Source organism: Massilia sp. Se16.2.3 (assembly GCF_014171595.1).
Lineage (GTDB): Bacteria > Pseudomonadota > Gammaproteobacteria > Burkholderiales > Burkholderiaceae_D > Telluria.
Genome location: NZ_CP050451.1, coordinates 2,683,343 through 2,706,524, shown reverse-complemented (window position 1 = coordinate 2,706,524; position 23,182 = coordinate 2,683,343). Strand labels below are relative to the sequence as shown.

Below are 23,182 nucleotides of genomic sequence, written 5' to 3'. Positions count from 1 at the left end.
GCCGACCTCGATCGATGCCGGGGGTCGAGTCGATGAACAGCAGGTCCGACAGCGTGAACAGGGCCGCGCCCGCCCCCCTGCCGGCAAACACGAAGTTCAGCAGGTTGCCGCCGCCGTTCGCGCCGCCGATCGCTCCGATGAGCGCGGCGCCGGAAAAGGCGACCGAGCCGGCGCCGTCGTCGACGCCTGGAACGAAGAAGCTCGTGCCCGCGCTGCCCAGGAAGCCTCCTTCGCTGACGGAGACGAAGCGGATCTTCGCGGGATCGTAGTTGATGGTCACGTTATAGCCGAACAGGTCGGCGATGTCGGCGACATCGAGGGCGATGCTGAACTCGGCGCCCTGCTCCACGCTGGTGCTATCGGTGGTCAAGGTCAGGATCGGCACGGCCTGCGCGGGGTGCGATGCCAGGAGCAGCAGCGACAGCGCCAGTAACAGCAGTTTGGTGAATGCTTTCATGATGGTTCCTTTCGTGAAGCTTATTTGCACACGGTGCCCGCCGGGATCAGGCGGGTGATGATGGCGAGGTCGCGCACGTCGATCACGCCGTTGACGTCCAGGTCCACGTTCGGATTGAACTTGCCGGAGCCCGGGCGCGAGCCGAAGGAGGCGCGCACGATGCCGAGGTCGTCGCAATCGACGCGGCCGTCGCGGTTGACATCGCCCACCAGTGGCGGCGCGATCACGCTGCTCGACAGGCTGGCGTAGTTGCGCGCATCCGGGTTGCTCGCATCCTCGGCGCTGAAGGTCAGGGTGGAGACCGTGCCCACCGGGGTGCCTGCCGGCGGCGTCATGCGCACCGTCACCAGCGCGCTGCCGCCCGTCGGGATGGTCGCGGTCTGCGGCGCCAGGCCGCTGACGAAGCGTTTGTCGTCGATGGCGCTGAAGCGGAAGGTCGCGGCCGGGCCGTCGTTCCTGACCGAGAAGATGTAGGTCGTGACCTGGCCCTGCGGCAGGCCGACGGCGGTTGGCGCGCTGACCGATACCGTCTGCGGATTGACGACGTTGCCGACCACGCGCTGGTAGGCGTTGCGGTTGTTGTCCTGGCCGAGCGCATACACCTTGAAGGGACCCGTGGGGATCGTGACCTGCCCGGTCTCCGAGGTCGGGTCGGCGGCGTCGTTGTTGCTCAGGTCGAAGCGGGCCAGCACGCTTCCCTCGGGGCTGCGGAACTCGTACGACTTGGTCACCGCGAACCTGCCGACGTTGGCCAGCGCATATACCTGCTTGCCGGGTGCGGGCGAACCCGTCAGCGGGAAAGCGCCGCTGTGGCCCGGACGTCCGCCCGGCTCGACGAACTGGAACTGCGAGAACGCGAAGTCGCTCTCGCCGTTGACAAGGATCGAGAAGGTGTCGGAACCACTGACGGTGATCGACCAGACCCCGCGCTGCGGCGTGGTGATGGCATAGGCAGTGGTGTTGCTGAGCGGGATTTCGGTGGCGCCTGGCGTCGTCGGTGTCAGCGTCGAGCCGTCCGGGCGCCTGACCACGACCGTGCCGGGCGCCGTGCGCGCCACCGACAGGTTCATGCGGCTGATATGGCTGTCGACCGGGAACTGGTAGGTGCGCGGCGTGGGTGTGAGCGTGCCGGAAATCGTCAGGATGTCGACGGTGTCGGTGCGCGAGAAGGCATCCGCCAGGCGCGAGACCTGGGCCGCTTCCGGACGGTTCAGGATGAACACCTGGCCGCCGGTGTTGCGCGCCAGCGCGAAATACACGGGGTCGTAGGGCGAGCAGTTGCCGAACAGGGCGAAGAACAGGCGCGACTTCTTGGTACTGGCCAGGTCGAGCACCGAACCGTAGGTCGAGAAATCCTTGGCACTGGCGTCGGTGAACAGGTAGACCTGCGCACCCTTGTCGGCCGCGGCCACCGCATTGTAGGCACCGGCCATCGACAGCTCGGGGCAGTCGCCGCCGCCGCTGGCGAACAATCCGGCCAGGGCGCTCTTGAAGGCTGCCGGGTTCTCGGTCACGATCGCGGTGGGCACGCCCGGATCGTTGAACGGCGCCAGCACGTACTGGCTGGCTTCTTCCGGTGTGTTCGCACGCGAGTCGATGATCACGTTGACCTGGCTCTTCACACCCTCGATGACCGAGCCCATGCTGCCGGTCGTATCGATGGCGAACGCAAACGGCGCGCCGATGCCGAGGAAGGACTTGAACTGGCGCAGCGTGACCTTCGCCTTCATCTGGCGCAGCAGGTCGGCGGTGGCTTGCGCCGCCAGGGCTGCCGCTTCCGGATGGCGGTCGCTGTGCGGCGAGTCGAAGAGGCCGTTGCCGGTGGTGCCGAGGCAAGCCGCCATGTCCTTGTTGATGCCGCCGACACCCGGCGACTTGTCGAAGAAGCCGCCGTGGCGGCACTTGCCGGGCGGACGATCACGGTTCTGGCCGCCGTAGTAGCCGCTGGTCAGCAGCGGCGTGATCAGGTTGTTGCGCATGCAGGCGCCGGTGGGCGACTCGATGCAGGTGGGCGCATTGGTGGTGTCGCCGTTGAAGGTGCTCGGCGAGATGCCGGTTACCCGTCCCGGCCGGCCCATCTGCGGATGCAGGCTGTTGTTGCCGAGTTCGATCCAGTTACTGTGCGAATAAAAATCCTGGAGCGTGTGCAGCGCCGCGCCGAAGTTCTTGCGCGCGTCGTCGAGGTTATTCGCCTGCACCGAGCGCACCGCCGAATCGAAGGCGGCAACCACCACCTCGTTGCAGCGGTTGATGTTCTCGGCATCGCAATGGTGGGCGGTCGAAGTCTCGAAGGTCTTGTCGACCTGGGCATTGGCCTCGAGCATGGTATCGCGCGCCTGCTCCATCGTGCGCGACACCGAGGTGATGCCCAGCTCCCCGTAGATGGTCGTCAAGCCGGTCTTGGTAATGGCCGCGTGCGACTCGCCGGGCGTGATCGCCCCCAGCCCCACCGACGGGACAAAGGCGTACGAGCTGCCGACCGCGCCCAGCGCGGCGACGAGCGCCGCCGTGCGAAGCGCGGAGTTGAATTTGCGTGACATGAACCCTCCCTTGTTTTGGACAAAACAGCGTGGACGGACTGCTACTGCGCACGGGTTGTCGAAACCCTTTCGGCCTCGATACCGATTCTTATCTGGTTGAGCGTGAAGCGCCCCGGGATGCGCGCATCGAGCATGGCCGCGGCGATGCAAGGCAGGGCCTGCGGGCCGAACAGTCCAAGCACGCCGACGGCGACGCGCTGGCGTGCGTTCGGTTCCTCGGCTTGCGCCAGTTCGTAGACCATGTAGGGAATGTCCTGCGCGGACATCCTGCTCTTCGCCGCGACCAGGTCGTCGTGGGTGGCATGGAAGCTGGGAAGGATGCGGTGCACGGTGCCGCCAAAACGCAGGCTCTGGCGGTAGATCTTGTCGAGACGCTTGAAGCTGGGATCGTCGGGCCGGATGGCCTGGAGGCGGGCGCTGCAGGCGGCTTGTTCAGGAGGAATGGCGGCCTGTGCCGCGCTGAAGCACAGCGACGCGCACAGAAGCAGGATCACTCTGGAGAACGAAGCGGGGCGCTGGTTCATGAGGATGTGTGCGCTGGGCGCATTGTTTTGTAGGCAATGTGGCTAAGGTAGCATCAAAATTAGCGCAATGTAAATACACCAATGCATGTATTGAGGGCAATAGATCTACGTCAATAGCAGAATAGCGGGCGGCCCAGGTGCGGGCGCGGATTGCGGACGAGCCGTCGTCCCTCTGCAAGCCGCCAAGCCTGGACAGCCCGAGAGCGAGCCGGCCTGGAGGGCTGCATTGCAGTGTGCGGGCTCAGGCGCGGATCATGTCGCCCTTCGGATAGAAGCACTGGTACAGGTCGTTCGGCGTCACGCGGTGCATTTCGTCCGGATCGAGCAGCGTCACGCCGCCGGCCATCACGGTCGCAAACACGAGTTCGCTGCACCACCATTTGCTGTCGTCGTTCCAGTTATCGGACGTGAGCAGCGGCAGCGCGAAGGCCCCGCCGAAATCGTAGGGCTTGCCGTTCTGGGCCTCGGCAAAGGCGATTGCCGCATCGATGTCGGGCACCTCGACCTGCATGTCGCGATAGCGCACCACGCCCTGCATGATTTCCGCGACCGCACCCCCGCGGCAGCCATGGGTCATCGAGGCTTCGTAAGCGCGTTCGCCGATGATGGTCACCACATGGCTGAAGAAGCGCGAGCCGGTAAAGGTGGCGATCAAGAGGCTCATCGGGTTATAAGGCCAACGCGAGGTAAAACGCAGTGTGACGGTGCCTGGTCGTTTCATCGGAGCTCCCCCCTTTTTCTTGATTGTTATTGAGTTAGCGCAATCATACCGACAAGCAATTTCGGTGGGAAGCTAGCAGTTACGTTGGGTCGGCGGCGCGCGGCGCTGCCGGATTGATCCAGGAGTCGGCCGGCACGGAGGCGCCGCAGCCGAAACGGGTCTGGATTTGTCCAATACCGGTGCGAGTGCCATCGAGCCGCGCGTCATGGACAAAGACTCGCCGAAAGACCATTCGAGGAGAACGTCATGGAGATCGTGGCACGGGTATGCAGTTCGCCAACCACCCATGAGGTGACGGTCGGCAGCGATGGGGCCAGCCGCCCCTTTCCTGTACCAGGCAAGACGGGTGGTGGCGGATCGGCGCTCAATGGCGGCGAATTCCTGATGCTGGCGCTCGCTACATGTTATTGCAATGACCTGTATCGGGAAGCCAGGCGACTAGGGATTCCCATCGACGTGGTCGAGGTCACGGCCACTGCCGAGTTCCCCGGAATCGGCCTGGCGGCCACCAACATCCGCTACCACGCGACCGTTCGCACATCCGCTCCCGCCGCCGGCATCGCGCGTCTCCTGAGCGAGACCGATGCGGTGGCCGAGGTGCACAACACGCTGCGTGCCGGGGTAGCGGTGACAATGGCCTGGCAGTTACCCGAGTGAGTGAGTGAGTGAGTGAGAAAGGGTGAAGCCAGGCCGCGCTGAGACCGTAGAAAAAAGCCCCACGTCGTGGGGCTCTTGTTCGGCATGCTGGCGGAAGCGGTGAGATTCGAACTCACGAACGGGTTCCCCCGTCGGCAGTTTTCAAGACTGCTGCCTTCAACCACTCGGCCACGCTTCCTTTGAGGAACCGGCATTATACATAAATCACTCTGCGGGGGGGGGCAGTGGTGGTGGAAGTAGAAGCGCCGGCCAAGATAGTGCGGTCAGGGCGGAGCGGGCGCGATAGATCATCGTCAGCCTATCACCGCGTGGACGGGGAACCCGCCTCGCCGACCGCGTCCACCCTACGCATCACACCAGCAGCCAGTTCTCCCGCAGCCCCTGCTCGAAGCGCCCTGCCGGCAGCGGCGCCGCGTACAGGTAGCCCTGCACCTCGTCGCAGCCCGAGTCGCGCAGGAAGGACAACTGCTCGAGCGTCTCCACACCTTCGGCGATCACGCGGTGGCCGAGCTGGCGGCCGATGCTGATGATGGTGCTGGCGATCGCGCAGTCGCTCGCGTCAAGCGGGATGCCGGTCGTGAAGGAGCGGTCGATCTTCAGGGTCTGGATCGGGAAGCGCTTCAGGTAGGACAGGCTCGAGTAGCCGGTGCCGAAGTCGTCCAGCGAGAGCGCGACGCCGAGCGCGTTGATGCGGTCCATGATGCCGATCACGCGGTCGATGTCGTGCATCAGGGTGCTTTCGGTGATCTCGAGTTCGAGCCAGCACGGGTCGAGCCCGTGGCGCGCGAGCGTGTCGGCGACGCGGTCGGGCAGCGATTCGGTGAATTCGCGCGCCGAGACGTTCACCGCCAGGCGCAGCGGCGGCAAGCCCGCGCGCTGCCAGCTGGCCGCCTGGGCGCAGGCCTGCTCCAGCACCCATTCGCCCACCTGCACGATCAGGCCGGTGGTCTCGGCCATCGGAATGAATTCGCCCGGGGGTACCAGGCCGCGCTCGGGGTGCAGCCAGCGCACCAGCGCTTCGGCGCCGACGATGCGGTCGCTGCCGATCTCGAACTTGGGCTGGTAATACAGTAGCAGCTCGTCGTGGCCGAGCGCGTGGCGCAGGCCTGATTCGATGCGCATGCGCTCGTGCATGCCCTTGTTCATGTCGAGGCTGTAGAAGGCGACGCTGTGGTCGGGGTTGGCGTGGCCTTCCTTGGCGCGCGCCATGGCGATGTCGGCCATGCGCAGCAAGGTATCGGCATCCATGCCGTTTTGGGGATAGACGCTGATGCCGACGCTGGCGCCCACGCGCAGGTCGTGACCTTCGATCAGGAAGGGCGCGTCCAGTGCCGCCTGCAGTTTGCGCGCGACGGTGGTCGCTTCGAAATGCTGGCGCACGTCGAACAGGCCGACCGCGAATTCGTCGCCCGACAAATGCGCGACCACGTCTTCCTCGCGCAGCGCCTGGCGAAAGCGCGCGGCCACCTGGCGCAGCAATTCGTCGCCGATACTGCGTCCGAGGGTGTCGTTGACCAGCTTGAAGCGGTTCAGGTCGATGAAGAGCAGGCAGCCGGACAGCTCGTTGCGCTGCGCGACCGTCAGGGCCTGGTCGACCAGGCGCGCGAACAGCGAACGGTTCGGCAGCCCGGTCAATTCGTTGTAATAAGCCAGATGGTACAGGCGCTCTTCGGCCAGCTTGCGCTCGGTGATGTCGGTGAGGTAGGCGATCAGGCCGACCGGGCGCTCGTCGAGGTCGCGCAGCGGCGACAGCGACAGGCTGGCCCAGAACACCTCTCCCGATTTCTTACGGCGCCGCACTTCCATCATGCGTCCGCCCTCTTCCGCGAACGCGTCGGGCAGCGCGCTGGCTTCCTCGTCCTGGTCGGCGTAGAGGAACAGGATGTTGCGGCCCACCGCTTCCAGCGCCGAATAGCCGAACAGCTCCTCGGCGCCGCGGTTCCAACCCGTGATATAGCCCATCTGGTCGAGCGTCAGGACCGATTCGTGGATCTGCTCGAGGATCTGCGTCTGGCGCGCCGCCTGCGCTTCGAGGCCGGCATAGGCGTGGGTAGCGCGCTGGGCCAGCGAATGGACTTGCAGCAGCGTGCCGGTGAGCGCTCCCAGCGCGGCCAGGTGGCGGCGGTCCTCCGCGCTGTAGTCGGTGCGTCCGCCGACTTCGTAATAGCCATGGTAGCCGGCCTCGGTGTGGATTTCCTGCAGCAGGGTGCCGGGCGCAGCGGCGCGCGGAACGGAGGCGGCGAGGTCGAGCGGATCGGATGCCACGAAGCGCCCTGCCGGACTGGTCAGCAGCTCGCGCGCGATGCGTCCGAGTTCCTCGGCCAGGGGCTTCGCCGCGCAGGCGCAGCACGGCGGCGGAAAGGGCCGCGCTGGAGGCGACGAAGTCGTGGCAGCGCACCGCCAGCAGCTCAGACATTGCGGCCTACCTGGATCGCCCAGTGATGGGCGTGCAGCTGGCTGGCCCACCAGCGTTGTGGATCGATGCCGGCGCGGGCCAGCTGCGCCGGGTCGGCTCCGCCTTCAACCATCGCCAGGCGCCGTCCGAGCTCCCCCTCGCGCCAAAGCAGCGCCGCCTCGACGTGGGCCGGCAGCTGCAGGTCCGCCAGGATGGCGGCCATCGGCATGCCGAGCAGGCGGTCGAGCAGGGAAAAGGCGCCGGTCATGAAGGCCAGGTCCTGGTCGTCGCGCTCGCCGCCGTCTGCCTTGCACAGGATCTCGAGCTGCCCTGCGCGCAGCGCCGCCAGCGGCAGCAGCAGGTTCGGCGCGCCGTCGGCGGCGGCGCGTGCGTACAGGGAGCAACTGCAGCCAGCGCTGCAGCTGGCGTCGTCCGAGGACGGCGATCGCCTGGGCATAGCTCGTGATCTGGGTGTTGACGGCGAAGGCCGCGGAATTGACCAGCTTGAGCAGGTGGAAGGACAGGACCGGGTCCTGCTTGAGCAGGAGCTCGAGCTCGCGTGAATCGGCGTCGCGCGCGAGCAGCGCCAAGAGGCCCAGTACGCGCCGGCGCGAGGGCCCGTCGGGTTCCCGGGGGCGCCTGCCGGGTCGAGCGGATAGGCGCCGCTGAACCAGGTGAAGCCGGCGCGCGCGCAGTCCAGCAGGCGCGGCGCGCTGTCGACGTGGTGAGGCCAGGTGCGGAGCGAACAGGGGCGGCAGGCTGCCGGGCGGCAGCGATCCCCCGAGCAGTCGCGCGCCACGCTCTGCGGAGGTGCCGAAAGCCCCGCGCCGGGGCCTGGCACGCGCTCGAGCAGCACGCGGTAGCCACCTTCCCGCAGCGCCGCCGTCTGCTCGGCACGGCCATCGAGAATGGCGGACAAGGCATCGACGGCCAGCACCACGCGTTGCGGCGGCAGCAGCGACAGCAGGTTCGGGGTGAGTTCGGCGGGATCGGGAATGCGCAGCACGCAGTCGAGCGGCGCGACCGCGCTCAGGAGGTCGGGCGTACCGAAAAGCGCCGCCAGCATCTCGTGCAGCGCCGGTCCCGGCACCGGGTCGATCAGCAGTGCAACCCACTCGTTCTGGCCATTGGCGACGGGGTGCAGCCGCACCAGCGGGAACGCTTGGGAGTCCTGCACAGACATCGGCATCTTCAGAGTGATCGGTCGGGTCATCTTAGTCGACGGCTTAACTAAACGCAACTAAAAATGTTTCCACGTGGACATATTCCAACGTGCGTGCATACGTGATTCTACGTAGCCTGAATGGCAAGCTTGACGGGTTAGAATCATGCGCTTGCCATTTCCATAATGGGGCAAGATGGGGGCGACACGCCGTCCGCCTGCCGCTGTCCGTGCACGCTTCGGCATGTTCGAGGGCATGTCCCGGCTGCGCCGTACCCCCATGAGAAAAAAACCTAAGGAGCCACCCATGAAAAGTCTCGGAAATCGACTCGGCTGGGCGGCGCTCTCACTCTTCGGCGCTGTCGCGCTCGCTTATGTGGCCCTGCGCCGCGGCGAGTCGATCAACGCCGTGTGGGTGGTGGCGGCCGCCGTCTGCGTCTACCTCATCGCCTACCGCTTTTACAGCCTCTACATCGCCACGAAGGTGATGGGACTCGATCCCGGCCGCCAGACCCCGGCCTACAAGTACAACGACGGCCTCGACTACGTGCCGACGAATAAATACGTCCTGTTCGGCCACCACTTCGCGGCCATTGCCGGCGCCGGGCCGCTGGTCGGTCCGGTCCTCGCCGCGCAGATGGGCTACCTGCCCGGCATGATGTGGATCCTGGCCGGCGTCGTCTTCGCCGGCGCCGTGCAGGACTTTATCGTGCTGTTCATGTCGATGCGCCGCGACGGCCGCTCGCTGGGCGACCTGATCAAATCCGAAATGGGGGAAATCCCCGGCATCATCGCCCTCTTCGGCACCTTCATGATCATGGTCATCATCCTGGCGGTGCTGGCGCTGATCGTGGTGAAAGCCCTGACCGGCTCGCCCTGGGGCAGCTTTACCGTGATGGCGACGATCCCGATCGCGCTCTTCATGGGCATTTATTCGCGCTATGTGCGCGTGGGCCGCATCGGCGAAATCTCCTTCATCGGCTTCATCCTGCTGATGCTGGCCATCATCGGCGGCCAGTACGTGCACGATTCGGCCACGCTTGGCCCGATGTTCACCTTCACCGGCGTCCAGTTGACCTGGATGCTGATCGGCTACGGCTTCGTCGCTTCGGTCATTCCCGTGTGGCTGCTGCTGGCGCCGCGCGACTACCTCTCCACTTTCCTGAAAATCGGCACCATCGTGGCGCTGGCCATCGGCATCGTGCTGGTCGCACCGCACATGCAGATGCCCGCCGTGACCCGCTTCATCGACGGCACCGGCCCGGTCTGGTCGGGCAATCTGTTCCCCTTCCTGTTCATCACCATCGCCTGCGGCGCCGTCTCCGGCTTCCACGCGCTGATTTCCTCGGGCACGACGCCGAAGATGATCGAGAACGAGACCCACGCCCGCTTCATCGGCTACGGCGCGATGCTGATGGAATCGTTCGTCGCCATCATGGCGCTGGTGGCCGCGTCCACCATCGACCCGGGCGTGTACTTCGCGATGAACGCGCCGGCCGCCGTGCTGGGCACCACCGCGCAGTCGGCTGCCGCCGCGGTCTCGAACTGGGGCTTCGTGGTCACGCCTGAAACGCTCACGCAAGTGGCCAAGGACGTGGGCGAGCACACCATCATCTCGCGCGCGGGCGGCGCCCCGACGCTGGCCGTGGGCATGGCCAACATCCTGGCCAACGTGGTTGGCGGCAAGGCGATGATGGCCTTCTGGTACCACTTTGCGATCCTGTTCGAGGCGCTCTTCATCCTCACCGCGGTCGACGCAGGAACGCGCGCGGGCCGCTTCATGCTGCAGGACTTGCTGGGCGCGTTTGTCCCATCGCTGAAACGCACGGAATCGCTGCCGGCCAACCTGCTGGCGACCGGCCTGTGCGTGGCCGCCTGGGGCTACTTCCTGTACCAGGGCGTGGTCGATCCGCTGGGCGGCATCAACACCCTGTGGCCGCTGTTCGGCATCGCCAACCAGATGCTGGCCGGTATCGCCCTGACGCTGGGCACCGTGGTGCTGTTCAAGATGAAGCGTGGCCAGTACGCCTGGGTGACGATCGTGCCGACCATCTGGCTCCTGATCTGCACCCTGACAGCCGGCTGGCAGAAGATCTTCAGCCCGAACGTGAAGGTCGGTTTCGTCGCCCACGCCCAGAAATTCCAGGCCGCGCTCGACGCCGGTACCGTGCTGGCTCCGGCCAAGTCGCTCGACCAGATGAGCCGCATCGTCTTCAACGACTATGTCGACGCCACGCTGTGCGGCTTCTTCATGGTCGTGGTGGTGGCGGTGCTGGTGTACGGCATCCGCACCGTCATCAATGCGCGCAACAACGGCAACCCGACGGTGAAGGAATCGCCGTTCGTGGCGGCCCCGGCGGCGCAGGTGCGGTGATGCTGGCCGCCCTCGCCCAGGCCGGCAAATACCTCGGGCAAAGCATGCGCCTGATGGTCGGCTTGCCGGAGTACGACACTTACCTGGCGCATATGGAGCGCGAGCATCCGGATAAAACCCCGATGACCTACGAGGAGTTTTTCCGCGAGCGCCAGGAAGCGCGGTACGGGTCCGGGCGCAGCGGGGGTTGCTGCTGAGCTCGGCCGTAGTTTGAAGGACGCGTGGACGGGCCATCCGTCCACGCTTTCGGCGTTCCAGCTTTGACTGTGGTTCGGATGGCATCTGCCTGTTGAACGCGTGGGCGGCGGAGCCGTCACGCTACGACAACGCACGAGCGGTATCGCCCAGAACCGTCGGGTAGGCAACGCTTGCCCACCCTACTTGCGCCACCGCAAAGTCCCCCTTCCCCCTCCCACGTACTATTTTTTCTTGCAGGAATTTTCACTTCTGCAAGGAGGGCACGCGCGCGTTGGCGCCGGCCCACGCCGTCCGCCGCTCCTGCCCTGATTGATGCCTCCATGCCGACATCCGAGCGCTCCAGCCTGAACCGCAAACTGACGTCGATGTCGCTGCTCTCGACCGGTACCGCGCTGCTGTTCGTCTTCATCGCCTTTGCCTGCGCCTCGGTGGTCAACGGGCGCAAGGACGAGCGCGTGGCACTGGCCTCGCTGGCCGCGGTGGTGGCCGCCAACAGTGCCGATACCCTCGTCTTCAACGACCGCAACCTGGCGCGCACCCTGCTCGCCTCGCTCGCCGCGAAAGAAGAGATCAGCTTCGCGGCGCTCTACGACAGCCATGGCCGCCTGTTCGCCGACTACGTCGCGCCGGCCCATGGCACCGCGAAGACGGCGCCGACGCTGGCGATCGCCGACGAGGTCGAACTCGTGGAAGCGAACCTGCACGGCGCGCGCCTGGTGTCGACGCGCATGCGCCTGTACCGCCAGGTCGCCAACGACCGCGCCCGGGTCGGCGTCATCGTGATCGAAGCCGACCTGCTGCCGATGTGGCGCGACATCCTGCGCAGCGTGGGCGTGCTCGGTGCGGCCATGTGCGCGGCGCTGCTGGTCTCGCTGGTGCTGGCGCGGCGCTTCACGCGCAGCATCACCGACCCGGTCAGGAAGCTGATCGGCGCCGCGCAGAAGGTGTCGGAAAGCCAGAACTACACGCTGCGCGTGGCGCACGGCCGCAGCGACGAACTGGGCACGCTGATCGACAGCTTCAACGACATGCTGTCGCAGATCGAGGGCCGCGGCGCGGCACTGACCCACCACCGCGACGAACTCGAACGCCAGGTATCGGTGCGCACCGAACAGCTCGAGCGCGCCAAGAACGCGGCCGAAGCGGCCAGCCGCGCGAAGAGCGCATTCCTTGCCACCATGAGCCACGAGATTCGCACCCCCATGAACGGCGTGCTCGGCATGACCGAAATGCTGCTCGGGACCGAGCTCACCGACACCCAGCGCAACTACACGCGGCTGGTGAAGCGTTCGGGCGAGCACCTGCTCGTCATCATCAACGACATCCTCGACTTTTCCAAGATCGAAGCCGGCAAGCTCACCATCGAGTACATCAACTTCAACCTGTGGGACTTGCTGGAAGACATCCACACGGTCTACACGCCGCAGGCGCAAGCGAAGGGCATTGCGCTCGACTTCGACATCGCCAACGATATCCCGGTCGCCATCTGCGGCGACCCGAACCGGCTGCGCCAGATCATGGCCAACCTGCTGGGCAATGCCATCAAGTTCACCGAGGAAGGCCGTATCGAAGCGCGCGTGCGCGTCGCCAGCGAAGACAGCCAGGCCGTCGTGCTGCGCTTCGAAGTGATCGATACCGGCATCGGCATCTCGCACGAAGCGAGGAGCCGCCTGTTCGAAGCGTTTTCCCAGGCCGACGACTCGACCACGCGCAAGTTCGGCGGCACGGGCCTGGGCCTGGCGATCTCCAGGCAGCTGGTCGAACTGATGGGCGGGGCGATCGGCGTCGACAATGGCACCACGCGCGGGTCCGTGTTCTGGTTCACGGTCAGCTTCGACAAGCGCCGCGTCGATCCCGATGCACCCGGCGGGCAGCAGCACACCCTGGCCGGCATGCGCGTGCTGATCGTCGACGAGAACGAGACCAGCCGCATCGGCATGCAGCGCCACCTGGCCGACTGGAAGGTCGCGTGCGAAGGCAGCGGCGACCCGGGCGATGCGGTGCGGCGCCTGGCCACCGCCGCCGACGCGGGCACGCCCTTCGACGCCGCCGTGATCGACATGGAGCTGCCGCAGTCGAGCGGCCTGCTGCTCGCCGCCACGATCCGCGCCCACGCCCTGACGCGCCCGACCCGCCTGATCCTGATCAGCCCCGAACGCAGCGCCGCTGATCCGGTGCAGCGGCGCGGCGCCGGCGTCGCCTACCAGCTGATCAAGCCCGCGCGGGCGGCCGACCTGTTCGCCTGTCTGGCGACGCGCCCGCGCGGCCTCACTGCGCCGGCGCCACAGTTCCTGCCGCCGCCTCAGGCGCTGCCGGCGTCCGGCGAGCGCCAGCGCATGCGCCGCGTGCTGCTGGCCGAAGACAACCCGGTCAACGTCGAGGTGGCCAAGGCCATGCTCGAGAGCCTGGGCCTGCAGGCCGATGTCGCCCGCAACGGCGCGGAGGCGCTGCAGGCCGTGCGCATCCACGATTACGCGGCCGTGCTAATGGATTGCCAGATGCCGGTCATGGACGGCTTTGCCGCCACCGCCGCCATCCGCGGCGAAGAACGCGAGGCGGGACGGCCGCGCACCCTGCCGGTCATCGCCATTACCGCCAACGCGTTGCAGGCGACCGCGAAGCCTGCCTCGCCGCCGGTATGGACGACTACCTCTCCAAGCCCTTCACCCAGCAGGAACTGGCGGGCGTAATGGGGCGCTGGATCGCATTGCCGATCGCCGCTACCGTCCACCACGACGAGTGCACGCCGACCCTGCCGCCGGAAGCGCGCGAAGTGATCCAGCGCGACGTCATCAATGCGGCGGCACTGGAGAAGATCCGCGCCCTCAGCCGCGACGGCGGCGACGCGCTGGTACAGAAGGTCATCGCGGCCTATGTCGGCGACACGCCGCGGCATCTGGCCACCCTGCGCCGGGCCGCAACCAGCCAGGACGCCGATACCGTGCGCCGCGTCGCCCACAGCCTGAAGTCGGCCAGCGCCAACGTCGGCGCCGACGCCTTTGCCCGCCTGTGCAGGGAACTCGAACAACTCGGCCGCGCCGCCAGCGTCGAAGGCGCGGCCACACTGGTGACCGGGCTGGAACAGCAATTCCCCGCGGTCCGCCATTCGCTCAATGCCATGCTAGAGAAGGAAACATGATGCCAGCCTCCCCTTCCCCTCAACGCGGTGTCGTGCTGGTGGCCGACGACGATCCGGTGATGCGCCTCCTGATGCTCGAGATGCTGCACAACGTCGGCCTGCATGGCATCGAGGCCGAGGACGGCCGCCAGGCCATTGCCCTGGCACGGGAACGCCGGCCCGACCTCATTTTGATGGATGTCGAGATGCCGCACGTTGACGGCTTCGCCGCCTGCCGTGCCATTCGCCAGGCCGAAGCAGGCGGTCCCTCGGTGCCGATCGTGATGGTCACCGGCGGCGACGATGTCGAAGCCGTCACCAGCGCCTACGAAGCCGGCGCCACGGATTTCGTCTCCAAGCCGATCAACTGGCCCATCCTCGGCCACCGGGTGCTGTACGTGCTGCGCGCCAGCGACGCCATCGCGCGCCTGCGCATCGCCGACGCCCAGAACCGCGCCGTGCTGGCCGCGATTCCCGACACCTTCTTCCGCATGAACGGCGACGGCTTCTACCTCGACTACGAACCGGGCCGCGGACGCCTGCGTCCGGGCGGGCACGGCCAGCGCGCCGACGACAACGACACCCCGGCCCCCTTCACCAGCGAACGCTGCGTCGGTCGCCACATCGGCGAAGTGCTGCCGAAGGAGATCTCCGCGCGCATGCTGGCCCAGCTGAAGGAAGTGCTGCGCACGCGCCAGGTGCGCTCGGTCGAGTACGAATTGGTGCGCTTCGGCGTCGTCCAGCATTTCGAGGCGCGCCTGGTGGCCACCGGGCCATCGGAAGTGCTCGGCCTGGTGCGCGACATCAGCGAGCGCAAACGCACCGAGGAGCAGATCCGCCGGCTGGCCTACTGCGACAGCCTGACCGGCATCCCGAACCGCCAGGCCTTCCTCGAAACCCTCGAACGCGAGCTGCAGCGCTCGAAGATCGGCAACAAGAAGTTCGCGGTGCTGTTCATGGACCTCGACGCTTTCAAGCGCATCAACGACACGCTCGGCCACAACGTCGGCGACCACCTGCTGAAAATCGTGTCCGAACGCCTGCGCGAGACGATCCGTCCCAGCGACCTGGTCTCGCGCAGCGAAGCCCTGCCCGACGGGACGCCGCACGAGGAAGTAGTCCAGGAAGGCACGCCGGAAGGGCACGAGGTACAGGCCGCCACTGCGGGCGCGACGCACATGGCGCGCCTGGGCGGCGACGAATTCACGATCCTGATCCCCGACCTGGAACGCGTGGAACACGCGCTGAACGTGGCCCACCGCGTCAAGGAAGCGATGCGCCGCCCTTTCCTCATCGACGGCAACGAGATTTTCGTCACCGCCTCCATCGGCATCTCGCTCTTCCCCGAGGACGGCGACGACTGCAATTCGCTGCTCAAGTACGCCGACACGGCGATGTACCACGCCAAGAACTGCGGCAAGAACAACGCCAAGCTGTACAGCTCTTCGCTGACGATGCAGATCATGAGCCACGTGAAACTCGAAGTGGGCCTGCGCCGCGCCCTGCAGAACGATGAGCTCTACCTGCTCTACCAGCCGCAGCTCGACGTGCGCTCGCTCGACGTCGTCGGCGTCGAAGCGCTGGTGCGCTGGCGCCATCCGGAACGCGGCATCATCTCGCCCACCGAATTCATTCCGCTTGCCGAGGAAACGGGCCTGATCGTGCCGATCGGCGAATGGGTGCTGCGCACCGCCTGCAACCAGGCGCGCCTGTGGCAGGGGATGGGACGGCGCGCAGTGCGCATGGCGGTGAACCTGTCAGCCAAGCAGTTCAAGGACGAGAACCTGTCGCAGATCGTGCTCTCGGCCCTGGGAGACACCGGACTCGATCCGAAGCTGCTGGAACTCGAGCTCACCGAAGGCACGCTGATGGACGACGCCAAGGCGACCATGGCCACGCTCGAACAGCTGCGCGGCATCGGCGTCTACCTGTCGATCGACGACTTCGGTACCGGCTACTCGTCGATGAACTACCTGAAGCGCTTCGACGTGCGCGCGCTGAAGATCGACCGCAGCTTCATTTGCGGCCTGCCGCAGGACTCGGAAAACGCGGCGATCACCCGCGCCATCATCGCCATGGCGCACGGCCTGAAAATGGCGGTGGTGGCCGAAGGCGTCGAGACCGACGAACAGCTGGTGCTGCTCGAGCAGTTCGGCTGCGACGTGGTTCAGGGTTTCTTCCTCGGCCGGCCGTCGAGCGCCGAAGCCATCGACCAGATGCTGCGCAAGCTGCCGCTGGAGCTGCCCGCGCGCTGAGCGCCCGGCTTTCCCGCCACGCATGTTTTGCGAACGCCCGACGCGTGGGAACGCGCCCGGCGTTCAGCGCTCGGCGGCCAGCGGTGCCGGCGTGCCCGCCGCGGTGCTACACTGCCGGGGTCAGCCATCCTCGCGACCAGAGCCCATGTCTTCGATCCATGTCGTTCGTCATATCGCCATCTTCGCCTGCATGGCCGCAATCCTCGCATCGGCCCCGCTGCAGGCCGCCGAACAGATCCACCTCATTCATGGCAAGCCGTCGGGCTACGCCTTCTTTGCCGATACCATTCAGTTTCCCGCCGGTGAGTACCATGCCCTGCACTGCGCGCAGACCTGTGCATTGAAGAAGGACGAGGTGCGCATCCGCGCCGAGCCGATTGCGACGACCGATGGTCCGGCCCAGGGTGTAGTCGCCCGTACCGCCGGCAGCGCGCCCGCGCTGTTCCCGGTGCGCGGCCTGCCTGGCCTGAAGGAGGGCCCGGTGCGCACCTGGTATTTCAACAAGCGCTTCCAGAGCGGGAAGCCGGTCTCCGAAGAGCCATGGCGCGCCAGCGAAGTGCGCCGCTACGACATCGATGGCCAGGCGCTCACCCTTGCGGCCACGCTGTCGACCACCTTCGAAGACCCGTGTTCGGATGCGACATTTTGCCTGGCACGTGTAAAAGTGGACTGGAAAGTCCGCTTCGGCGAGGACGAACGCACGATAGCGGTTGCCGACAGCGAGATGCCGGAACTGGGCACGCCGCTGCTGCCGGACGACTTCGTCGTCTGGATCGGCGACCTCGATGGCGACGGCAAGCCGGACCTTGTCGTGCGGCCGCAGCTGGAGCGCCGCGCGCTCGAGATGCAGCTCTTCCTGTCCAGCCAACTCGCGAGCGGCAAGCCCCGGCGTCCCGCGGCGCGCTTCTATTTCTGGGACCCGACCCAGTACGGTTGCTGAACCGCCGTCCCAGCGCGCAGGCGCCAGCGTCAGGGTATGGCGCGCCGCGCCCGGCAACAGCGGCTGCGGTTTGCCCTGCACCCATTCGGCATGCCCGCGCAGGAAGAACGGCGACAAGGGGTGGCCGCTCTGCCCGCCCGGCATGTTGAACAGCCCCTCCTCCTCGCGGCCCGGCGACACCGTCATCCGCTCCGACTGACCGAACTTCGGTCCCGCCACGCGCGGCATGTGCGAGTCGCCCGGCAGCTGGTCGGGCGGCACCCCCAGCACGCCCGCCAGCGCCGGTACCGCCAGCGCGATCGGATGCGCGATCGCCGCCGTATTGCGCGTGCCCCAGGTGGCCTGCGCCAGCGGCACGCCTTCCTTGTCGAGATCCGCGATGACGCGGTCGATCGCCGCCAGCTGGACCGCACGCCAGTCGCGCCGGCCCGGCGGCAGCCAGCCGGCCGGCTGCTCGTCGAGCAGGCGCGCCAAGCTCGCCGGCCAGCGTGGATTGGCCACTGCAAACGTCGCCTTCGGATCGAGGCCGGCCATCGCCGCATTCGCCGCGCCAAAGAGCTCGTCATGCAGTGCCCACATGAAGTTACGCGCCAGCCGGTAGCCCACCGAATCGGTGGCGGCACGGCCGTTCCAGCTGGTTTCGAGCTGGCGACGGAACTCGGCGCGGCGCGGCTGGTCGCGGGTGGCGTCGACGTCGAGCGTGTTCAGTGCGCGTTCGCGCCAGCGCGCGATGAACAGGGCGCGGTCGTCCAGCGCCGCGTCGAAGGCGGCGGCTACGTCCGTGCGCGCCCCCCAGCCGCTGCAGGCGGTCCTTCAGCTGGCTGCTGCGCGCACCGAGGTCGAAACCGCCGTCGCCGAGCAGCGCGCTTCCCGCTCCCAGCAACTGGCGGCTGTTCGCAGTCCACAGCTGACCGCCGGCGGGGTTGACCACGCGCGGATAATCGGCCGGCGCCAGCAGGCCATCCCAGGTCGGCACGCCATCGGCGGCGGCCAGCGGGAAGCTGATGCCTTCCGTCGCCGCGCGGCGTGGCAGCATGCCGGCGACGGTCCAGCCGATGTTGCCGGCGGCGTCGCCGGCGACGAAATTCTGCGCCGGGATGCCATCCGTGGCCGCGATGCCCAGCGCTGCGTCGAGCGTGGCCGCGCCTTCCAGGCGCAGGTGGTTCAGGTTGAGCGCTTGCGGATGGTGGGCGATCCAGTGCACCGCGTAGGTCTTGCCGTTTGCCACGCGCAGGGGCCCGAGCGTGGTCTCGCGTACCAGCAGCGTTTCGGCCGGGCCGCCCTTCACCGCGATCGTTTCCGCATGCTCGGCCGGGCGCTCCCAGCCTGCCGGCAGGCGCACCTGGCCGGCGTGCTCCGCGTCCATCCCGACTTCGACCAGGTCCAGATAGTCGCCATAGCTGTTGGTGAAGCCCCAGGCCACCTTGCCGTTGCTGCCGGCGATGACGAGCGGCGGCGCGCCCGGCAGCGTCACGCCGACGATGCGCTTGCGCCCATTGACGGCAGCCTCGCCTGGCGCGGACGGCCAGGACAGCGCCAGCCGGTACCAGATGTTCGGCAATTGCAGGCCGAGGTGCATGTCGTCGGCAACGATCGCCGCGCCGCTGGCGCTGCGGCTGCCGGCAATCGCATAATTGTTGCTGCCAACGGCGTCGCCGCGCTCGAGCATGGCTACGCGCGCTGGTGCCGCGGCCGGTTTACCCCACCAGCCAGGCGCTCCCGGCGGCAGCGGCGCGCCCGCAGGCAAGGCGGATGCGCTGCCGTCGAGCGGCGCATCCCAGGCGCTTGCTTGCCTCCGGCAGCAGGAAGGCCAACTGGGCCGGGGTGCTGTGTTCGCGCAGCCAGCCGCGCGCCAGTTCGCGCGCTTCCTGGTTGCCCTGCAGGTCGAGGTACATGGCCCAGACCACCAGCAGGCTGTCCTCGGCGCGCCAGGCGACCGGCGGCGCGCCGGCGAGCACGTACTCGAAGGGACGCGCCGACAGCGCGTTCAGGCCATCGTTGACGCCGGCGACATAGCGGTCGAGGAAAGCACGGTCCTGCGGTGCCAGCCCGGCCAGCACCTTGCCGGCACGGGCGCGGAAGCGGTGCAGGCGGCGTGCGCGGTCGAGCGGCAAGGCGCGCGGCCCGAACAGCTCGGCCAGTTCGCCGGCGGCGGTGCGGCGCAGCAGGTCCATCTGGAAATAGCGTTCCCGGGCATGCACGAAACCGGTGGCATAGGCCAGGTCAAGGCGGTTCTCCCCGCGGATCAGGGGCACACCGGCCGCGTCGCGCTCGACCGTCACGGCGGCGGCCAGCCCGGCCGTCTCGCGCTTGCCGTCGAGTTGCGCCAGGCTGGCGCGCAGGAACAGCCAGGCACCCAGCAGCGCCAGCAGGACGAGGCCGAGCAAGCCCAGCGCAATGCGCAAGGTCCAGGATGGTGCGCCAGGTTTGCGCATGGTCCCCTCATCTTGTTGTTATCGAAGCTAAATATATTGCCAGAAAACCACGTTCGCGCATAGCAGCGTCCGCTTGCGTGCGCGCCCCGAGTCGCGCCCTTACGACCGCGCGATTGGTGGATTCGAGCAGTGTTCGGATTCTTGCGCTAAGCTCGAAGCCAACAAGTCAAACGCTAAAAAGGAGTGAACGATGCGTACCTACATCGTATTGACGGCCGCGCTGTTGCTGGGCGCCTGTGCCACCCCGCAAGAGCGCGCAGCGCGCAAGCAGGCCGAAATGGCGGAGATGATCGCCGTCTACGGCCCCGCCTGCGACCGCCTCGGCTATGCCCAGCAATCGGACCAATGGCGCGATTGCATCATCAGCCTGAGCACCAAGGACGACGTGCAGCGCTACGGCAGTCCAGGATACGCCGGGCCATGGCGCGGCGGCTATTGGGGTGGCGGTTATTGGGGCCGGGGCTGGTAACACTGGCCGCGCTGGCGGAACGCTCCCGCGCTAGCGGGCACCGGGTCGCACTGCGCCGGGATGCAGCTGGCGCAGGCGCTGTGCACACTCGGCTTTGGTGACGGCGGCGCGCGTCTCGAGTGCGCGCGCGACGATGTGGCGTGCATGCGCCATCAGGCGCGGATGGCGCAGATCGGGCGGATGCAGGCTCAGGCGCATCAGCGGGCTTCCTGCCAGCGCGCGGGCGGCCATGCTGGCAGCAAGTGGCGAAAACAGGCGCCCTGCCCGGTTGCGCGCCGCGTAGACGAGCGAAGGCGCGAACACCGAGCCGCGCTCTGGCAGCAGGTGAAAACGCGTGAAGGTCGTGGTGTAGCTGAAGCCGTAGCCGGCCAGCGCTTCCCGTGAACCTTGTCCCAGCAGCCAGGCCGGCGGGACGAAGCCGCTTGGCTCCCACCCGCGCGCCCGGAACCACGCCAGGCCCAGCTCGATCCGCATCCGCGCCTCGGCCGCCGTCAAGGCGGCGAATTCGCCCTCGCGCTGGGTGTACACGCCGCGCAGGAAGCGTGCACGCAGGCTGCCTTCGGGTGCCGCGCTGTCGAGATGGGTATAGCCATGCAGGACCAGTTCGTCGCCACGTGCCGGGCCGCATCCAGACCGGCGCGCATGGCCCGCTCGTCGTCCGCGCGGTCGTGGTAGCGCGGCACCACCAGCCAGGTCAGCGCGATGTCGGCGATGCCACGCAGGGCTTCGGCCAGCTGCGCACAGGCTTCCCGGTGGCGGGGGCGACGTCGTGGATGGAAACGCATAGCAGCGGTGCGCCGTCAGCGCGGGCGAGGCGTGGGGATGACAGCGCATCGTGCGGGGCCTGGATCATCTGCTGAGGCGCCATACCGGAACCTGCATTCAGTACCGAGGCCGACGCAGCCGACAACGCGCCAGCCGCGCCACCGCCTGGCAACGCCGCCGGCGATGCGGCTGCCGGGGTCCACGCGCCCTTCCCCTCATTCGGGAACACAGATGCCTTCCGCGCCCGGTTCGTCCTGCTCGCGCGTACCCAGCACCGCCTGGTAGCGCCGCATCACCTGCGGCAGGATTTCGTTCCAGTCATAGTATTCGGCCGCCTTGCGGCGCGCATTCGCGCCCAGCTCGGCCAGATCGCGACCGTAGATCGCCTCGATCGCGCCGGCCAGGCTGTCGACACAGTTCGGACGCGCCAGGATGCCGGTGCGCTCGTCCACGAGCTCGGCCACGCCGCCGCCCCCGGTGGCCACGACCGGCAGGCCGCAAGCCATGGCCTCGAGCACGATCAGGCCGAAAGTTTCGCAGTCGCCCGGATGCACCAGCACGTCGCAGCTGGCGAGCAGCCGTGCCAGCTGGCGCTGGTTGCGCTTGAAGGGCAGATAGGTGATCTGCGGATAGCGCGGCAGCTCGGCGCCGCCGCCGATCATGACCGGTGATAGGGCCGCCCCAGCTTGCGCACCGCCTCGATCAGGAGCGGCAACTTCTTTTCGGGCGTGAAGCGCCCCGCGTAGACCAGCAGGCGCGCGTCAGGCGGCAGGCGCAGGTGGGCGCGCAGCGTCTCGACGCGGCGCGACGGGTGGAACACGGCGCTGTCGATGCCCAGCGACTGGTGGCGCGCGCCCTGCACGCCCATGTCGTGCAGCTGCTCGACCATCACGGCTCGGCGCCAGCACGAGGTCGAACTGGCGGTACAGGTGGGCCAGGTATTTGCAGGTGGCCTGTTCGGCGGTCTGGCCGAAGCGCGGCCTTACCGGGCGCGGCAGGTCGGAATGGTAGAAGGCGATTGCCGGGACGCCAAGGCGGCGGCGCAGCTTGAGCGCGGCCCAGGCGCTGTGACCGGCGTCGCCGACCTCGATCAGGTCGGGTGCGGCCTGGTGCAGCAGGCGGGCCGGCGCCCGTACCGAGACCGGCATGCGAAAACCATTGATGCCGGGCAGGGCAAAGGCAGGCACGCGCACCAGCCTGGGCGCCTCGCCGCCGCTGTCCACGTTGGGACTGAGAATCGTATGGCGAACGCGGCTGTTACGCGCCAGCCAGCGCGCCTTGGCATTCAGGTAGGTGCTCACGCCGTTGCCTTCGGCGGCGTAGAACATGGTGATGTCGACAAGATGCATGCTCGCAGGTCCGCTTGGAGAGCGTGTGAAAAAATCGCCATGGCGGCGTTGCATTCGTCTCGACGTACCAGTGTACTGTCTTCGACGATGACGCCACGCCCTCAGGGTCTTGCCCTGACAATTTTTTCCCTCGCTCGAAGGAGCCCACGATAGCAGCGGACCCTCAACATGGATTGCGCGCACGCAAACGGGCACCCGCCACTCCGGGGCTACCGGGTTGTCATTGCGACCATTATGCAGTGCGGCGATCAAGCATGGCGCGCGCTATCGTGCCGGCATCGACGTACTCGAGCTCGCCGCCGACAGGCACGCCGCGCGCCAGGCGGCTGACCCGCAGGCCGCGCGCCTTGAGCATCTCGGAGATGTAGTGGGCAGTGGCTTCGCCCTCGTTGGTGAAATTGGTTGCCAGCACCACTTCGCCGACCACGCCGTCGGCGGCGCGTGCCACCAGCTTGTCGAGGTGCAGGTCTTTCGGACCGATGCCGTCGAGCGGCGACAGCCGCCCCATCAGCACGAAATACAGGCCCTTGAAGGTCAGGGTCTGCTCGATCATCATCTGGTCGGCGGGCGTCTCGACGATGCACAGCAGCGTGTGGTCGCGCGCCTCGTCGGCGCACATCTCGCAGATTTCGGTGTCGGCGAAGGTATTGCACATGGCGCAGTGGTGCACCGTGTCGACGGCCTGGTAGAGCGCGCGCGAGAGCATCGCCGCTCCCTCGCGGTCGTGCTGCAGCAGGTGGAAGGCCATGCGCTGGGCCGACTTGGGGCCGATGCCGGGCAGGCGGCGCAGGGCCTCGGTGAGGAAGTCGAGTGATTTGGACAT

17 protein-coding genes, 1 tRNA gene and 3 pseudogenes are annotated in these 23,182 nt (G+C 67.3%); 8 read left to right on the top strand and 13 right to left on the bottom strand.

The annotated features are described in order from the left end of the window. Positions 1-145: 145 nt before the first annotated feature. From G4G31_RS29075 to G4G31_RS12300, 4 genes and pseudogenes are all read right to left on the bottom strand, one after another. Positions 146-457: pseudogene (locus G4G31_RS29075) on the bottom strand (cohesin domain-containing protein); the annotation flags it as partial. A 20-nt stretch (positions 458-477) separates the two neighbouring features. Beyond that, a complete protein-coding gene (locus tag G4G31_RS12310; protein ID WP_182987960.1) occupies positions 478-2,997 on the bottom strand; it encodes a dockerin type I domain-containing protein in 2,520 nt (839 codons plus the stop codon). A 41-nt stretch (positions 2,998-3,038) separates the two neighbouring features. Continuing rightward, positions 3,039-3,521, bottom strand: coding sequence for a hypothetical protein (locus G4G31_RS12305; RefSeq protein WP_182987959.1), 483 nt, complete (start codon positions 3,519-3,521; stop codon positions 3,039-3,041). A gap of 241 nt (positions 3,522-3,762) precedes the next feature. After that, positions 3,763-4,242, bottom strand: coding sequence for a hypothetical protein (locus tag G4G31_RS12300; protein ID WP_182987958.1), 480 nt, complete (start codon positions 4,240-4,242; stop codon positions 3,763-3,765). Between the two features lie 246 nt (positions 4,243-4,488). Here G4G31_RS12300 and G4G31_RS12295 point away from each other — a divergent pair, with 246 nt between their 5' ends. Then, positions 4,489-4,899, top strand: a complete 411-nt coding sequence (locus tag G4G31_RS12295; RefSeq protein WP_182987957.1) for an OsmC family protein — start codon at positions 4,489-4,491, stop codon at positions 4,897-4,899. Positions 4,900-4,987: 88 nt separating this feature from the next. Here G4G31_RS12295 and G4G31_RS12290 read toward each other — a convergent pair. The 3 genes and pseudogenes from G4G31_RS12290 to G4G31_RS12280 form a co-directional block, all read right to left on the bottom strand. After that, positions 4,988-5,077: transfer RNA gene (locus G4G31_RS12290), tRNA-Ser, on the bottom strand. A 173-nt stretch (positions 5,078-5,250) separates the two neighbouring features. Continuing rightward, positions 5,251-7,315: pseudogene (locus G4G31_RS12285) on the bottom strand (putative bifunctional diguanylate cyclase/phosphodiesterase). Between the two features lie 104 nt (positions 7,316-7,419). After that, the gene (locus G4G31_RS12280; protein ID WP_229425597.1) at positions 7,420-8,409 is read right to left on the bottom strand and encodes an HDOD domain-containing protein; all 990 of its coding nucleotides are present in this window, start codon (positions 8,407-8,409) and stop codon (positions 7,420-7,422) included. A gap of 354 nt (positions 8,410-8,763) precedes the next feature. On the opposite strand from G4G31_RS12280, the gene G4G31_RS12275 reads away from it, so the two are divergent. From G4G31_RS12275 to G4G31_RS25940, 6 genes are all read left to right on the top strand, one after another. Then, the gene (locus tag G4G31_RS12275) at positions 8,764-10,830 is read left to right on the top strand and encodes a carbon starvation CstA family protein (protein WP_182987956.1); all 2,067 of its coding nucleotides are present in this window, start codon (positions 8,764-8,766) and stop codon (positions 10,828-10,830) included. After that, positions 10,830-11,027, top strand: coding sequence for a YbdD/YjiX family protein (locus G4G31_RS12270; protein ID WP_182987955.1), 198 nt, complete (start codon positions 10,830-10,832; stop codon positions 11,025-11,027). The genes G4G31_RS12275 and G4G31_RS12270 overlap by 1 nt, the downstream gene beginning before the upstream one ends. Positions 11,028-11,348: 321 nt before the next feature. Continuing rightward, a complete protein-coding gene (locus G4G31_RS12265; protein WP_308621385.1) occupies positions 11,349-13,718 on the top strand; it encodes an ATP-binding protein in 2,370 nt (789 codons plus the stop codon). Further along, complete coding sequence (locus tag G4G31_RS28275) at positions 13,667-14,167, top strand: Hpt domain-containing protein (RefSeq protein ID WP_308621383.1); 501 nt, start codon at positions 13,667-13,669, stop codon at positions 14,165-14,167. Before G4G31_RS12265 ends, G4G31_RS28275 begins: the two co-directional genes overlap by 52 nt. Then, positions 14,167-16,401: a bifunctional diguanylate cyclase/phosphodiesterase gene (locus G4G31_RS12260; protein WP_182987954.1), complete on the top strand. Its 2,235-nt coding sequence runs from the start codon at positions 14,167-14,169 to the stop codon at positions 16,399-16,401. The genes G4G31_RS28275 and G4G31_RS12260 overlap by 1 nt, the downstream gene beginning before the upstream one ends. 145 nt (positions 16,402-16,546) lie before the next feature. Beyond that, positions 16,547-17,341, top strand: a complete 795-nt coding sequence (locus G4G31_RS25940; RefSeq protein ID WP_229425693.1) for an FG-GAP repeat protein — start codon at positions 16,547-16,549, stop codon at positions 17,339-17,341. Between the two features lie 18 nt (positions 17,342-17,359). Here G4G31_RS25940 and G4G31_RS12255 read toward each other — a convergent pair. Beyond that, positions 17,360-19,776, bottom strand: a pseudogene (locus tag G4G31_RS12255) (penicillin acylase family protein); the annotation flags it as partial. A gap of 190 nt (positions 19,777-19,966) precedes the next feature. Here G4G31_RS12255 and G4G31_RS12250 point away from each other — a divergent pair. Next, positions 19,967-20,245: a hypothetical protein gene (locus tag G4G31_RS12250; RefSeq protein ID WP_182987953.1), complete on the top strand. Its 279-nt coding sequence runs from the start codon at positions 19,967-19,969 to the stop codon at positions 20,243-20,245. 30 nt (positions 20,246-20,275) lie between these two features. Here the strand turns inward: G4G31_RS12250 and G4G31_RS12245 are convergent, their stop codons facing one another. From G4G31_RS12245 to recR, 5 genes are all read right to left on the bottom strand, one after another. Beyond that, positions 20,276-21,079 (bottom strand): DUF2334 domain-containing protein, encoded by an 804-nt coding sequence (locus G4G31_RS12245; RefSeq protein WP_229424918.1) that lies wholly within the window; start codon positions 21,077-21,079, stop codon positions 20,276-20,278. Positions 21,080-21,225: 146 nt separating this feature from the next. Continuing rightward, on the bottom strand, positions 21,226-21,672 hold the full coding sequence (locus tag G4G31_RS25935) for a glycosyltransferase (RefSeq protein ID WP_229424917.1): 447 nt from the start codon (positions 21,670-21,672) through the stop codon (positions 21,226-21,228). Then, positions 21,669-21,830: a hypothetical protein gene (locus G4G31_RS25930; protein WP_229424916.1), complete on the bottom strand. Its 162-nt coding sequence runs from the start codon at positions 21,828-21,830 to the stop codon at positions 21,669-21,671. The genes G4G31_RS25935 and G4G31_RS25930 overlap by 4 nt, the downstream gene beginning before the upstream one ends. Beyond that, positions 21,772-22,359, bottom strand: a complete 588-nt coding sequence (locus G4G31_RS25925) for a glycosyltransferase (protein ID WP_229424915.1) — start codon at positions 22,357-22,359, stop codon at positions 21,772-21,774. Before G4G31_RS25925 ends, G4G31_RS25930 begins: the two co-directional genes overlap by 59 nt. A gap of 232 nt (positions 22,360-22,591) precedes the next feature. Continuing rightward, positions 22,592-23,182, bottom strand: coding sequence for a recombination mediator RecR (gene recR, locus G4G31_RS12235; RefSeq protein WP_182987952.1), 591 nt, complete (start codon positions 23,180-23,182; stop codon positions 22,592-22,594).

Bases quoted from the DNA above. Each gene is read 5' to 3' on its own strand.
- G4G31_RS12305 (WP_182987959.1), bottom strand. From the start codon at position 3,521: ATGAACCAGCGCCCCGCTTCGTTCTCCAGAGTGATCCTGCTTCTGTGC.
- G4G31_RS25925 (WP_229424915.1), bottom strand. From the start codon at position 22,359: ATGCATCTTGTCGACATCACCATGTTCTACGCCGCCGAAGGCAACGGC.
- G4G31_RS12265 (WP_308621385.1), top strand. From the start codon at position 11,349: ATGCCGACATCCGAGCGCTCCAGCCTGAACCGCAAACTGACGTCGATG.
- G4G31_RS12245 (WP_229424918.1), bottom strand. From the start codon at position 21,079: ATGCGCTGTCATCCCCACGCCTCGCCCGCGCTGACGGCGCACCGCTGC.
- G4G31_RS12250 (WP_182987953.1), top strand. From the start codon at position 19,967: ATGCGTACCTACATCGTATTGACGGCCGCGCTGTTGCTGGGCGCCTGT.
- G4G31_RS12270 (WP_182987955.1), top strand. From the start codon at position 10,830: ATGCTGGCCGCCCTCGCCCAGGCCGGCAAATACCTCGGGCAAAGCATG.
- G4G31_RS12260 (WP_182987954.1), top strand. From the start codon at position 14,167: ATGCCAGCCTCCCCTTCCCCTCAACGCGGTGTCGTGCTGGTGGCCGAC.
- G4G31_RS28275 (WP_308621383.1), top strand. From the start codon at position 13,667: ATGGACGACTACCTCTCCAAGCCCTTCACCCAGCAGGAACTGGCGGGC.
- G4G31_RS12310 (WP_182987960.1), bottom strand. From the start codon at position 2,997: ATGTCACGCAAATTCAACTCCGCGCTTCGCACGGCGGCGCTCGTCGCC.
- G4G31_RS25940 (WP_229425693.1), top strand. From the start codon at position 16,547: ATGTCTTCGATCCATGTCGTTCGTCATATCGCCATCTTCGCCTGCATG.
- G4G31_RS12300 (WP_182987958.1), bottom strand. From the start codon at position 4,242: ATGAAACGACCAGGCACCGTCACACTGCGTTTTACCTCGCGTTGGCCT.
- G4G31_RS12295 (WP_182987957.1), top strand. From the start codon at position 4,489: ATGGAGATCGTGGCACGGGTATGCAGTTCGCCAACCACCCATGAGGTG.
- recR (WP_182987952.1), bottom strand. From the start codon at position 23,182: ATGTCCAAATCACTCGACTTCCTCACCGAGGCCCTGCGCCGCCTGCCC.
- G4G31_RS25935 (WP_229424917.1), bottom strand. From the start codon at position 21,672: ATGATCGGCGGCGGCGCCGAGCTGCCGCGCTATCCGCAGATCACCTAT.
- G4G31_RS12275 (WP_182987956.1), top strand. From the start codon at position 8,764: ATGAAAAGTCTCGGAAATCGACTCGGCTGGGCGGCGCTCTCACTCTTC.